We start from the raw sequence: 13,175 nt of genomic DNA on the forward strand, positions 1-13,175 counted from the left end.
GTGGCCTTTTTCTATTTACCGATATTTTTATTGATGTTTTTAGTTACTGATTTTGGAACGCAGTACTTTCGATAGTGCTTTTAAAAAGGGCATTGGTTTTAGGCTGGTGATGATGCTTAAATCTTCACTGATGCCGGTTTCAGCATCCAGGAATTTGAAGATGTAATGCGCTTTAGCATTCTTGAAGAGATCGCGAAAAAGCTCATGCCCCGCATAGTTTCCATCATTCAAGACGTTCAACATAATGGCGTCGTACAGTTTGTGTTTGGCACTTATGTTCTCTTTCCATAGGTTTAAATCCCCACTCCCCGACCATGCTGCCAGGATGTTGGTTATTGTTTTCTGAACATTAGCAAAGGTATAACCTGTTGCACCTCGGGTATCGCCCCCCATCGTACCAATGTTTACTATGTGACCATCAAATCTATTGAAATCGTGGTCCGTCATAGGTATTACCCCGTATTCCTTATGCAGGATTTCATATTTTGTCAGCTTCAGAATGGATTTCAGATACTTCTCTATTGCATCATCGTACGCGGATTGTTCAAGCAGCTGCTTGGAGAACAAGGTATATTCTACAAAGAGCTCGTTATTCCCTAGCGGAAGTGTGTAGAGGAAAGTCGTTCCGTTAGTTTGATCGGTTCTGTAATCCATCAAAAAGGCTTCATGCTCCGCCATCTGAATTTCAGGGCATTTAATGATGACACCTTTAAAGTGCTGAAGAAAATACTGCGTGGAGGATTTTAAGACTGGCTTTTCGTAGATCGAGTTAAAGGCATACCTGGCCTTGATCTCATATTGATCGGTTTCTGCCAGACAGCCATCCGCATTTGTATGCAAACGCTGTACGGCCTCGTGGATAAAAGTCACATTCGGTTGCGCTTTCAGATAAGTTCGTGTATGGTGATAGAAATCCACACTCCGAATGGAGTTGTAGGTATAATTTCCGGTCTCAAGGTTAATCTTCTCCCCGGCGTTGGAAAAAACGGACAAGTTCGTCCATGATTTAAAAATCAAATCATCAAATGGCCCCTTTTCTTTTTTCCAGAAGGACCAGGTCTTATCGTTTTCTGCTTTGATGGAAGGGTCTACAATAAAAATCTTTTCGTTAAGCCACTTACCAGATTCGATGCCGCGGTATGCCAGACTGAGTCCGGCAAGTCCTGCTCCACAAATTAGAATATCACAACTTAGCGCCTGTTTTAGGTTACCTTCCATAGCATGTCGAGGAACCATTCTTTTGAATCAAAGAAGGTTTCCACCACTTCAAAGTTAGCCTGATTTCCGAGATCGTAAATTTCTTCCATAGAATATTTTTGAGAAATCTCCATGTCTATGACTTCATTCGCTTTGAAATGAAAGGCTTGTCCATCTAAATTGACCTGCTGCGCTTTGAGGCTAACCAGAAAACTGCGACATGCGCCTGTTAAGGGGTCGTAACTGTTATAATGCTCGAAATCTGCCAACTGAAAGTCAGCACCAAGCTCATTGTTGATACGTTTAAGGAGATTCAGATTGAAAGCTTTGGTATATCCGGCCTTGTCGTTGTAGGCATTGAAAATGGCATGCGGATTCTTCCTGAGGTCAAAGCCCATAAGGACGTAATCGCCTGGGTTTAAGGATGCATGCAGTTGTTTGCAGAACGCAAGGGCATCATCCGGATCCATATTCCCGATGTTTCCGCCGAGAAATAAAACAGCCTTCTTCCGGGAAGATATGGTTTTCACCTTTTCCAGCATTGGGAAATACTCGCCGTTTAGACCGGTGACCTTTAATCCGGGGATTTTTGAAGGCAAATTGTCCTCCAGGTAAGTGATCATTGAACCGGAGATATCGATAGGCATATAGGTGAAATCTGCCTTTCGGTTTACCAATGCTTCAAGGAGAAACTTGGTTTTGGAAGCATCACCTGCACCCAACTCCAGCAGTTCAAATGATTTTAGCTGGTCTATGAAGACCCCTGCAAGGGCTGGCGATTTCCCCTTGAATATCTCATACTCACAATCTGTGAGGTAATACTCTTCGGATTGCATGATCTTTTGGAAGAGCACGTCGCCTTCATCGTCGTAGAAGTATTTGGAGTTTAGCTTCTTAGTTTTTGCACTTAGTCCAGTTACGACGTCATTTAGAAATTGTTCATTCATGTTTTGCTAGTCTGATTCCGCTGAACATCCAGCGGAGATGCGGATGGAAAAAATTCCGGTAAGTGGGGCGACTATGATCTGGTGACGTGGCGATGGAGGCACCTCTAAGCACTTTCTGGTTCACCATAAACTTGCCATTGTACTCACCTTCGGGGCCAGGCACGCGCTTAAACCCTGGATACGGTAAGTAAGCACTTTCTGTCCATTCCCATAGTTTCCCCCAGTTAAATTTGGCAGCGGCGACCTCCCATTCAAACTCGGTCGGTAGTCTCATACCCTTCCACTGCGAGAAAGCCCAGGCTTCATAATATGAAATATGCATCACAGGTTCCTGAATTACTAAAGGTTGTAATCCCCCTAACCCATATCGTTGCCAGTTTCCATCTATGTTATGCCAATATAATGGGGCGGTAATCTTGTTGGTTTGTACCCACTCCCAGCCTTCTGCATGCCAAAATTCAAAGCGTTGATACCCGCCATCTTCAATAAACTCCAGATATTCTTTGTTGGAGATCAGATCCGTCGCGATTGCATAGGCTTCAAGGAATACACGATGTTTCCCGCTCTCATTATCAAAGTGGAATGCGTTTCCTTCATAGCCAATTTCGTAAACGCCTGCTTCTATGTGAATCCAATCGCTATCGGTTGAGGTAATGCCTTGCTCAATATTTTGCGTTGCGTATGCCGGGAACAAAGGATTATGACCCAAAATATACTTGATGTCGTACCATAGTAATTCCTGATGTTGTGCCTCATGATTCAGTCCCAATTCCATAAGGACATATAAGGGCGTGGATTCTACGACTGATTCCAGGAAACGAAGCATGGCCTCGTCTACATATGCCCTGTAGCGGTAAACATCATCTACCGTAGGTCGGCTTAGGTTTCCCCGATCTGTTCTGATCACGCGTGCACCAAGCGCTTCGTAATAGCTGTTAAACACGAAGTGATACTCCGGATGAAACACCTTATAGTCTTGAAAATGTGGGAGGAGTATGAAGGTTTCGAAAAACCAGGTGGTATGGCCGAGGTGCCATTTGGGTGGACTTACATCAACAACGGGTTGTACAACGTAGTCCTCCTTCTCTAATCTTGAACAGATATCAACACTCCTGGCTCTTGTTTGTAGGTATTGCGTAGAAATCGTATTCATTATATATTAGAGATCAAATAAATATAGGCATATCGTTGCTTGAATGAAACAACGATATGCCTGATTGTTGTGCTTTGTATGTCAAGAGGACTAGAAGTCAAGGTTACCCTCGATAGAATCGTCCATTGTCTTTCCGGTAATTACTGAAGCAGCCATTTTAGCGAAAGCAACTACATCACCGTGTTTATTATCCCAATAATAAACATTTGTAGGTACTACTTTCAATAAAGTGATGTTCGGATCATCTTTACCACCCTGGAACCAAACCTTCAACAATGGCTTCCAAAGCTCATCGATTTTAGCCTGATCTGTGCTGATCTCGGTGATGCCATATACATTGAGAAATCCGGAATTGGTGTTTTCCTGAAATAGCACGTGCGTGAAAGGATCACTAGAGATTTCGTTATTCTTCTTGCTGTCTTTCATACTCATAAACCAAAGACTCCCTTCATCATCTACTTGAAGTACGTTCATTGGGCGAATGGATGCAGGCAGCCCGGTTTTGATGTTTGTACAGAAAAAGCAATTCTCCGCTTTGGTAGCAAGGGACTTCATCTTTTCAAGTGCCTCATTGCCTTGCAACGTTTTAATATGCTCTTCAGTTGGTTGGGTATTGTTTGAACTATCCCTTGAGTTTTGCGTATTTTCCATGTGTAAATGTTTTAACGATATTAACACCCTACCCATAGGATTGTTTATCACCAGCCTAATTTTGCAGTGTCGCTGGGAAAAACATTCTTTGTCCCGCAGGGTTTATGCTGCATGGATCCATTTAACATAAGAATAAAGGCACCGGAGCAAGTGAGTCTCACCGTGCTCCCTACGGATGAAGGATATTACAAGATTATCTACTATGCAGCGGTGCTAAGTGCCGTGGAGAAAAATGCGCAGGGCGACTGGAAACTCTTGGAAAAGGACGATATAGCCGCTGGAGACCTGCCCTACTACATTCCTGTGGCCGATAGCGATCACATTGCGATTACGCTGGATGATGCCTTCGCGAAAGAAGCTGGCGCGGCCATCGACGAAGTTTTACAGACAGCAGGTTAAGATAGTTTTAGAAGATCCAGCAGCTTACTGAACTGGCCTTCCCATAGTCCATCTGCATCTCTAAAGATTTTAAGCCCACTTTCAGCGCTTATGCCTGCGCCGGTTAATACAACAATTCTCTTCTTCATAGCAAAATTTATAATTCTCTTAAAAATAGAAAGCCCCTTTTGAACGAACAAAAGGGGCTTTCTATTTTGTATGATTGTTAAGCTGTTAAAGCTTGCTTGTTCTTGTTGTAATTCAAAACTGGGAATTTCATCTTCAGTACTTCAAACAGGCCGAACATCACAATACCGTAACCCAGCGTACCGTACATAAAGCGGAACTCGAAAGGGATAGCAGCTGCCAGCACTGTCCAGAAACCTGCAAGGGTTTGAGGATACGTTGCAGAACCATACCAGATACCAAAATCAGTTAGAATCCAGTGAATCATTACTGATGCAAGTGTCGCCGTAAGGAAGCTGAGCACATTTACTTTGTTCATAATCAGCTTACCAGCTAAAACCATCAGTGCAAATGCACCATAAACCCAATACCAGCCTTCATATAGAAATTGGTTACTGGAAGATTTATATACTGTTAGTGATAATAAAACATCACTCAGAAGCAATGTAAGTATAGGTAAGCTGAAGGATTTCAAGTTGTTATTGAAATAAGCGCCACCAAAGATTGCCAATGCACCTACAGCCGAGTAGTTTGCTATTGCGCCTAGATCGCCGAACATCGGAAGTAACACTCTGGACAAACCAATAATCACAATAAACAGGATTAAGGTAAGTGTACGTGGATTGAATTTGATATTTGCCATTTGAATTTATTGTTTATACAAAATTATCAATTTTATCTGAAATTAAAAGCAAGCCCTGCATTCATGTTGAAGCCCATAGCATTGTAGCCATAATATTCGTTGTACTGTTTATCGAATATGTTCTTTAGGTCGACGAACAATCTAAGTTGAGACTTATACACTTTGTATTCGCCATAGATATCTACTAAGCTGAATGCCGGCATGGTTACCACGTGTGGATTGTTAAAGTCGAAATCTCCATCGGTACGTTTACCGAGATGTTTGAAGTTGGTGCTCAGAAAGAGACTTCTTGTTGCCTGAAGGCCCAGGTTCACGCCTACGGTGTGCTTTGGTCTTCTGAACAGCGTGTTCTCTGTTTGATTGTTCACAAAGTTGAATTCCGTTCCTTCAACGTAGGCATAAAAGCCTGTTGCTGTAAATTGCTTGTACTTTACCCTTGGTTCGAGCTCAAATCCTTTCGCTTTCTGGCTAAGTTGATTCACGTACCCCATATTACCGTATACAATAGCATCCGTTAAATCACGCTGAAAAGCACTAAGTCGTAAGCTTATGTTATTATTATTCGACTTCAGTGCGAATCCTGCTTCGTAGTTTTGAGAGTGCTCTGGTTTCAATGCTAGGTTGGCACCATACAAGCCGAACAACATGTCTAACGTCGGTGCTTTGAAGTTTGTGGAAACCGTTCCAAATACCTTGATAAAGCTGGCAATATCATATGACGGCGTAACACTATAGGTGTAATTATCACCATACTCGTCATGGTTATTGTAGCGGCCGCCAACTTCCAGATTAAATCCTTTGAGGTCATGTAATAATAGGGAGCCGTAAGTACTGAAGAGGTTTGCCTTAGCGGTATAGCTGCCCTCCAGCTTGGTTAACCTGTTATCCAGGCCAACAAGTAAGGTAAGGTGACTTCCAAGTTGCTGACTGTAATAGAGATCTATGAGGTTCATCTTGCCCTCCGATTGGCTCACACCATATTGGTTTTTGGTATCATTCCAGGTGCTTTCGTAGCTATAATTAAGATTGATCTTACCTGTGGCAAACTTATACTGTGTGTTAAGGCCTGTGTTGTAGTGCTTGGTCTTGTATTGGTTGGTTGGGTTATCAACGAACGATCCGCCGTCGAAGTCATACCTGCCATAAAAGTACCTGAAGAAAGGGCTAATGCTCAAAGCTTCGGTGGCCTGTAATGAAAAGTTGGCGTTTAAAGCAGCGGTGCGGTTACCATCTTTTTCGAGTGGTGCAGCTGTACCGGTTGAATCTGCAGCTTCAGAGATACCTGCTGTTTTAGCTTGCGTGTACCCGATGTTATAAGAGAAACCAGACACGTTACTGTTGATGCCGATGGTACCTTTATAGCTGTCGTATGATCCGGCAGTAGCATTTCCAAACACACTGCTAACATCGGTTTTTCCTTTTTTGGTGATGATGTTGATTACACCAGCGACTGCGTCTGAGCCGTAAATGGTTGACTGCCCACCTTTAATGATCTCAATGTGATCGATCTGGTCGATACCAAACATCCGGAGGTCGAATGCCGAACCCGCACCGGAAGGATTGGCTACCGGAATTCCATCGATGAGCACAACCGCATAGGCGCTTCCAGCACCTCTTATAAACAGGCCTTTGTTTAAGCCTTGATTACTTGTGGCACCACCTACAATGACACCTGCCTGCTCACTTAATAGTTCAGGCAGCGTTTTACCCGCGCTGCGTTCGAGCTGTTCCCGGGTAATGATGTTCACGACTTTACCGGTTTGACTTTGTTTCTGATCGTTCTTTGTGGTCATGATCACCACTTCATCAAGTGATTTGCTGTCCTGCGCGAAAGCTGGAGTTAAGGAAAGGAATTGTGCAAGCCCAAAGCCTGCAATGGCATAGATTTTCTGTTTTTTGTTCATCTCTGTGGTTTAAGCACAGCAAGCAGTAGAATAAAAGAAATGAGCAGTCTGTACACTACGAACCCATCTCCAGCTTCAATCCCCGAAAGCTATGAAATAAATACTTGTGGCAGGTCTTCTGACTTACTCCCGAAACAAACGCCTTCCCATTTTATTAAACAGTGGCCTGGATGAATGTTTCGTTAATAGAGCTTACAGCTGCGGGACAGTTACGGAATTTCACCGTATTCCCTTTTAATCTCCATAAAGCTGACGATCTATGGAGAACCAAAATCGACGCAAATGTATAAATATTCCAGTGTGAAGCAAAGATCTCAACCACCTATACGCGAGGTTTTCCTGTGTGCGGGGATTTAAATGGCCGCGCGATGTAGGTGAACGCGCTAATATTTAGTTCTTCCCTAAAATTTTAGTAATTTAATTACGTTAATTTGCAACCATATATAACCTACAACCATCATATACTGACCTTAAACCTATGTTTAGAGAAATCGGGAATAAATTCATACGTTATACACTAATATTTATTTTTGCTGTCATCATCTTCTTCTGCGCCTTACAAGTGAATTTCTTATGGTTGTTCGGATACTCCCCTTCTTACACCGACATCAAAGCACCAACCCAGCGTGTTGGATCTGAACTTTATACCGCAGACGGAAAACTCATCGGGCGTTACTTCAAGGAAAACCGCACACCAGTAGACTTCAAGGAAATTGCACCGAGCGTTGTGAATGCGCTCATTGCAACTGAAGATGTTCGCTTCTATGATCATATGGGTATTGACTTCCGTTCATTATTATCCAGCGGAATCTCTACCGCAACTGGAGATAAACGCGGCGGAAGTACAATTACACAGCAACTTGCGAAGAATCTTTACCGCACAAGATATAATAAGTCACAAGGCTTTACGGGTAAAATCCCATTGGTAAGAACCATCGTTTCAAAGCTGAAGGAATGGATGACTGCTGTTAAATTAGAATCTAATTATACGAAAAACGACATTTTAACCATGTACCTAAATACCGTTTCATTTGGTAACAATGCGTACGGAATTAAGACTGCAGCCAGAACTTACTTTGACCGGGAAACAGATCAGCTTACTGTGCCCGAATCAGCGATGCTGGTAGGTATGCTAAAGGGTACCACGCTGTATAATCCCATCCGTAATCCGAAGAATGCACTAGATAGAAGGAATGTTGCGCTAGCGCAGATGGCGAAGTACAACTACATCACACAAGCGGAATTTCAGTCTTTCAAAGAAACACCTGTGCAGCTTAAGGCTGGTGACATTGAAGAAAGCAGTGATGGTGACTCATACCTGCGTACTGCTGCGGCCAAATACCTCGAGAAGTGGTGCGAGGAAAATGACTACGACCTACATGAAGATGGTTTAAAGATCTATACAACAATTGATTCCCGCTTACAGCAATACGCTGAAGAAGCTGTTGCGGATCAGATGAAGATACTGCAAAAGCGGTTCTACAATGTCTGGGGCAAGGAAGATCCCTGGTATGACTCCGAGAAAAAGAAAGTGGATTACCCGGACCGTGCCATGCGGAACCTAAAGATTTATGCGATGCTTCAAAAGAAGTTTCCCAATGACCCTGATTCTGTGACTGCTTATTTCAACAAAAAGAAGAAGATGAAAGTCTTCTCCTGGAACGGCACGAGAGATACGACGTTTTCAACATTGGACTCTATCCGATACTACGGTAAGATCTTAAATACGGGTATGATGACGCTGGATCCTTTCAACGGAAAGATCAAAGTTTGGGTTGGTGGTATCAATCACCGTTTCTTTAAATACGACCACGTGAACCAGGCGAAACGTCAGGCGGGATCTACCTTCAAGCCTTTCGCCTATCTGGCTGCTTTGCAAAGTGGCATGACCCCTTGCGACACCTACGTAGATAAGCCTGTAAAGATCAGTTATGATGAACATGGGAAGAAAGAAACCTGGGAGCCGAGGAACGCAAGCTGGGGTTCAACGTATCAAACTATGTCGCTAAGACTTGCGATGGCGAGGTCGGTAAATACCATTACCGCACAGGTAACGGAAGACGTAGGCTGGGACAATGTAGTGAAGTGGGCGCATGAATGCGGGATTGAAAGCCCATTGCAGTCAGTACCCTCGGTGAGTCTCGGTCCAAACGATGTTAGCGTTTTCGAGATGGTCCGTGCTTATGGTACCTTCCTAAACAAGGGTGTGAAAACGGATCCTATTTTAATAGAAAAGATCACAGACCTGGATGATAACCTGATCGAAGATTTTAAACCTAAAACGAAGCGTGTATTGTCTGAAGAGATTGCATGGCTGATGTTATACATGTTCCGTGGTGGTATGGAAGAGCCAGGGGGAACCTCTCAGGCACTTTGGGAATGGGATCTATGGAAGAAAAACAACCAGATTGGTGGTAAAACTGGTACTTCATCCGACTATGTTGATGCCTGGTACATGGGCATTACCAAAGATCTTGTGACAGGTGTATGGGTGGGCTGCGATGAGCGTACTGCGCACTTCAAGAACGGCGAAACCGGTGAAGGATCTCGGACTGCACTTCCGATCTTCGCGAAGTTCATGGAAAAGGTTTACAAGGATCCTAACTCCGGATACACCTTCGGACAGTTTCCGAAGCCTACTGTAGAAATCACGAAACAATACAACTGTCCGACTCCGAGATACGTACCTGATACAACAGCGACAGACACGACAGTTGTAGATTCCGTTGACCTTGAGCCAATGCCTATCGAAGAGCCGGTAAGTGAACCGGTGGAAGAAACGGTGAGGACGGAAGCAAGAAGAAATTCAGACCCTGCCCAGCAGAGACCCAACACTTCTGAAGCTCCATTGACGCGCAAAGAAGAACGGGAACTCAGAAGAAAACAGCGCCAGCAGGAAAAAGATGCCAAAAAGAATAACCAGGGAGATACATAATACTTGAGCTTGTATGAGAAAAACAGGTACTTTATTCAAGATTGCGGCTACTGCAGCAATCATTACATTTACCGCTTCCAGCATCAAAGCACAAAGCTTTGGACAGAACCGCGTCAGGTATAAAAACGAGGACTTCAAGGTGCTACAAACACCGAACTTCGAAATTTATTACTACCTGAAAAATGAGAAATTTATCAAGAGATATGCGCAAGATGCCGAGACCTGGTACAAAATGCATCAATCCATATTTCTGGATACCTTTCAAAAGAAAAACCCAATTATCCTTTACAACAACCACCCGGACTTCCAGCAAACAACAGCACTCAATGGCGAGGTAAGCATAGGTACGGGCGGGGTAACGGAAGCCTTGAAAAACCGGGTAATCATGCCCGTAATGGAGCTTGGCAACCAGACACGTCACGTACTTGGTCACGAGTTGGTCCACGCTTTCCAGTACCACACGCTCCTGGAAACTGACTCATTGAGCCTGGAGAATGTTAGCCAGGTTCCACTTTGGATGGTGGAAGGTATGGCAGAATATATGTCTATCGGAAAAACGGATGCATTCACATCCATGTGGATGCGTGATGCATTGCTGAACCGTGACATTCCCTCGCTAAAAGATCTTACGAATTCAAACCGATACTTCCCCTACCGCTATGGCCAGGCCTTCTGGACCTTCGTAGGGTCTACTTACGGTGATAGCACGATTGTGCCCTTGTTGAAAAACACAGCCAAATACGGGTACGAAAACGCACTTCGCTTTACCCTGGGCTTTGATGATAAGTCACTTTCCGGCTTGTGGAAGCAGGCCATCGAAGCGCATTATCGTCCGATGTTGAAGACAGATAGTAGCCAGGTTAAAATCAGGGGCACTAAAATCGTCGACAACAAGAACGGTGGAAACATGAACGTTGCACCGGCCATTTCGCCCGACGGCAAATACCTGGCGTTCTTGTCGGAGAAGGATTTGTTTGGCATTGACTTGTTCCTTGCAGATGCAAAGACAGGTAAGATTATCAGGAAGCTAAGCAGCCAGGCTACGAACTCTCACATTGATGACTTCAACTTTCTTGAATCTGCAGGCGCCTGGTCGCCAGACAGTAAGAAATTCGCCTTTAGTATATTCAGTCAGGGACGAAATCAGCTCATGATTGTCGATGTGAGCAAAGGAAAAACATTGCTACAAACCGGCATGGGTGATGTAGAACAATTTGGAAACCTAACCTGGTCACCGGATGGAACGACAATAGCATTCTCAGGTATGGTTGAAGGTCAGAGTGATATTTTCGCCTACAACCTGGACAGCAAGAATGTAGCGCAACTAACAAATAATGAATATTCGGATTATGCACCGAACTACTCGCCAGATGGAAAACACCTTGTTTTCTCCTCCGACCGTGCCGGAGTTTCCAAAGGTTTAAAAGCAGCTACATACCCATTGAATCTAGCGATACTAGATCTAAGTACTAAAGCCGTTAGAAACATACCTGTTTTTGAGGGTGCAAACAACTTAAACGCAGTATTTTCAGGGGATAGCAAAAGAATATTCTTCCTGTCCAACAGGGATGGATTTAGAAACTTGTATGAATATAATCTAGATTCAGGTGGTCTGAACCAACTGACGGACTACTTCACCGGGATAAGTGGTATTACGGAGTTCTCTCCAGCCATTACCGTTTCCAGGAATGATGAAATCATTTACAGCTACTACAGAGCGCAGCGTTATACCCTGTACAATGCTTCCCTAAGTAACTTCAATTCCAAGGCTGTTGATGCCAACGATGTAAATTTCAGTGCTGCAGTGTTGCCGCCATTTGAGAACACGGGTTCAACCATGGTAAACAATAACCTGCAGAATTTTAGTAACTACGAGCAAGTGCTTCAGGATTCATTACGGACCATTCCATATAAGCCAAAATTCAAGCTGGATTACCTTGCGAACAGCGGTGTAGGTGTTTCCACAAGTCGCTTTGGAACGGGTGTTCAAGGTGGTGTTGTCGGTATGTTCAGTGATATTCTGGGCAGAAATCAGATCATAGCCAATGTTTCCATAAATGGAGAGATTCAGGACTTCGGAGGTCTGGCGGGTTATATCAATCAGGCGAACCGGATAAACTGGGGCTTTGCACTTTCGCACATCCCCTACCTCACCGGTTTCCGGGATATCGCTATGGAGGAACTACCGACCAACGATCCAAATACAACCGTACCTGTCTATAATGAAAGAACGAACATCATCCGGACCTTCGAGAACCAAGCGCAGGTATTTGCAGCTTATCCATTTAGTAAAGTGCACAGGTTTGAAGCAGGAAGTGCGGTTTCGCAGTACAGCTATCGTGTAGACCGATGGAGCAATTACTATCAGAATATTGATGGCTATGTGGGCGGTTATCTAGGTTCAGACCGTAAGAAAATACCGACTGAGCAAGCAAGCCGTGAGCTAGGCATCACGCTGCGTTCATTTAATATTTTTCAGGTAAATGCCGGTTTTGTTGGAGATAACTCCGTCATGGGACTTACAGCTCCATTGGACGGCTTCCGCTACCGTGTATCGGGTGAACAGTACTTTGGAGACTATCAGTTCAGCGCAGTAAACATCGACTTACGCAAGTATGTACGTGCTAAGCCGGTTACCTTTGCTGCTAGAGCATTCTCCTATATGCGCCTTGGTGAAGATGGAGAAAACCTCTACCCGCTATATGTTGGCTACCCGTATTTGATTCGTGGCTATGAAGCAAATTCATTCTACAACAGCAACAGTGCACAAGTCGGAACTTTCGACATCAACCAGCTTTCCGGTAGTAAGATGGCGGTATTCAACTTTGAAGTGCGACTACCTTTCACCGGACCTAAGCAGTTGGCTCAAATTCCATCAAGGTTCCTGATCTCCGACCTCAACCTATTTTTTGATGCCGGGCTTGCATGGGACGAATACTCGACAGTCAAATTTAAAGGACAACCAAGCGGTGAGCTTCTTGAAAGTGGCCGTCCAAGAGAACGTGTTCCAGCTTTAAGTGCGGGCGTTTCCCTTAGGGTAAACATGTTTGGCTACTTTGTATTGGAACCATATTACGCTTTCCCATTCCAGCGTAAAGATGTTAAAGCCGGCGTGTTCGGATTAACTTTCGCGCCAGGCTGGTAGCAGCCATACACAGGTTACAGCTCCATTTCTATTCAA

General features: G+C 44.1%; 9 protein-coding genes, 1 pseudogene and 1 riboswitch. Of the genes and pseudogenes, 3 read left to right on the forward strand and 7 right to left on the reverse strand.

The genetic code is table 11. From position 1 onward, the window contains the following. Window positions 1-39 precede the first annotated feature (39 nt). The 4 genes from IEW69_RS13375 to IEW69_RS13390 all read right to left on the reverse strand — a co-directional run bounded on the left by IEW69_RS13375 (window position 40) and on the right by IEW69_RS13390 (window position 3,948). Window positions 40-1,218: a lycopene cyclase family protein gene (locus IEW69_RS13375; protein ID WP_188627377.1), complete on the reverse strand. Its 1,179-nt coding sequence runs from the start codon at window positions 1,216-1,218 to the stop codon at window positions 40-42. After that, entirely contained in the window at window positions 1,203-2,144 is a 942-nt protein-coding gene (locus IEW69_RS13380) for an L-histidine N(alpha)-methyltransferase (RefSeq protein WP_188627378.1), read from the reverse strand. Before IEW69_RS13380 ends, IEW69_RS13375 begins: the two co-directional genes overlap by 16 nt. Next, window positions 2,137-3,297 (reverse strand): ergothioneine biosynthesis protein EgtB, encoded by a 1,161-nt coding sequence (gene egtB / locus IEW69_RS13385; RefSeq protein WP_188627379.1) that lies wholly within the window; start codon window positions 3,295-3,297, stop codon window positions 2,137-2,139. Before egtB ends, IEW69_RS13380 begins: the two co-directional genes overlap by 8 nt. A gap of 90 nt (window positions 3,298-3,387) precedes the next feature. Further along, window positions 3,388-3,948, reverse strand: coding sequence for a pyridoxamine 5'-phosphate oxidase family protein (locus IEW69_RS13390; RefSeq protein WP_188627380.1), 561 nt, complete (start codon window positions 3,946-3,948; stop codon window positions 3,388-3,390). Window positions 3,949-4,059: 111 nt separating this feature from the next. Here IEW69_RS13390 and IEW69_RS13395 point away from each other — a divergent pair, with 111 nt between their 5' ends. Next, complete coding sequence (locus tag IEW69_RS13395) at window positions 4,060-4,347, forward strand: hypothetical protein (RefSeq protein WP_188627381.1); 288 nt, start codon at window positions 4,060-4,062, stop codon at window positions 4,345-4,347. A 35-nt stretch (window positions 4,348-4,382) separates the two neighbouring features. Here IEW69_RS13395 and IEW69_RS13400 read toward each other — a convergent pair. The 3 genes and pseudogenes from IEW69_RS13400 to IEW69_RS13410 all read right to left on the reverse strand — a co-directional run. Continuing rightward, window positions 4,383-4,475, reverse strand: a pseudogene (locus tag IEW69_RS13400) (NAD-dependent deacylase); the annotation flags it as partial. A gap of 77 nt (window positions 4,476-4,552) precedes the next feature. Beyond that, complete coding sequence (locus tag IEW69_RS13405; RefSeq protein ID WP_188627382.1) at window positions 4,553-5,155, reverse strand: DUF6580 family putative transport protein; 603 nt, start codon at window positions 5,153-5,155, stop codon at window positions 4,553-4,555. Between the two features lie 32 nt (window positions 5,156-5,187). Beyond that, window positions 5,188-7,059, reverse strand: coding sequence for a TonB-dependent receptor plug domain-containing protein (locus tag IEW69_RS13410; RefSeq protein ID WP_188627383.1), 1,872 nt, complete (start codon window positions 7,057-7,059; stop codon window positions 5,188-5,190). 91 nt (window positions 7,060-7,150) lie between these two features. Further along, a riboswitch (cobalamin riboswitch) is annotated at window positions 7,151-7,346 on the reverse strand. A 191-nt stretch (window positions 7,347-7,537) separates the two neighbouring features. On the opposite strand from IEW69_RS13410, the gene IEW69_RS13415 reads away from it, so the two are divergent. Both IEW69_RS13415 and IEW69_RS13420 read left to right on the forward strand, forming a co-directional pair. Then, on the forward strand, window positions 7,538-9,994 hold the full coding sequence (locus tag IEW69_RS13415; protein WP_188627384.1) for a penicillin-binding protein 1A: 2,457 nt from the start codon (window positions 7,538-7,540) through the stop codon (window positions 9,992-9,994). A 13-nt stretch (window positions 9,995-10,007) separates the two neighbouring features. Beyond that, window positions 10,008-13,139, forward strand: a complete 3,132-nt coding sequence (locus tag IEW69_RS13420) for a peptidase MA family metallohydrolase (protein WP_188627385.1) — start codon at window positions 10,008-10,010, stop codon at window positions 13,137-13,139. Window positions 13,140-13,175: the final 36 nt, after the last annotated feature.

It is taken from the genome of Pedobacter quisquiliarum (assembly GCF_014642175.1).
GTDB classification, from domain to species: domain Bacteria; phylum Bacteroidota; class Bacteroidia; order Sphingobacteriales; family Sphingobacteriaceae; genus Pedobacter; species Pedobacter quisquiliarum.

Bases quoted from the DNA above. Each gene is read 5' to 3' on its own strand.
- IEW69_RS13375 (WP_188627377.1), bottom strand. From the start codon at position 1,218: ATGGAAGGTAACCTAAAACAGGCGCTAAGTTGTGATATTCTAATTTGT.
- IEW69_RS13380 (WP_188627378.1), bottom strand. From the start codon at position 2,144: ATGAATGAACAATTTCTAAATGACGTCGTAACTGGACTAAGTGCAAAA.
- egtB (WP_188627379.1), bottom strand. From the start codon at position 3,297: ATGAATACGATTTCTACGCAATACCTACAAACAAGAGCCAGGAGTGTT.
- IEW69_RS13390 (WP_188627380.1), bottom strand. From the start codon at position 3,948: ATGGAAAATACGCAAAACTCAAGGGATAGTTCAAACAATACCCAACCA.
- IEW69_RS13395 (WP_188627381.1), top strand. From the start codon at position 4,060: ATGGATCCATTTAACATAAGAATAAAGGCACCGGAGCAAGTGAGTCTC.
- IEW69_RS13405 (WP_188627382.1), bottom strand. From the start codon at position 5,155: ATGGCAAATATCAAATTCAATCCACGTACACTTACCTTAATCCTGTTT.
- IEW69_RS13410 (WP_188627383.1), bottom strand. From the start codon at position 7,059: ATGAACAAAAAACAGAAAATCTATGCCATTGCAGGCTTTGGGCTTGCA.
- IEW69_RS13415 (WP_188627384.1), top strand. From the start codon at position 7,538: ATGTTTAGAGAAATCGGGAATAAATTCATACGTTATACACTAATATTT.
- IEW69_RS13420 (WP_188627385.1), top strand. From the start codon at position 10,008: ATGAGAAAAACAGGTACTTTATTCAAGATTGCGGCTACTGCAGCAATC.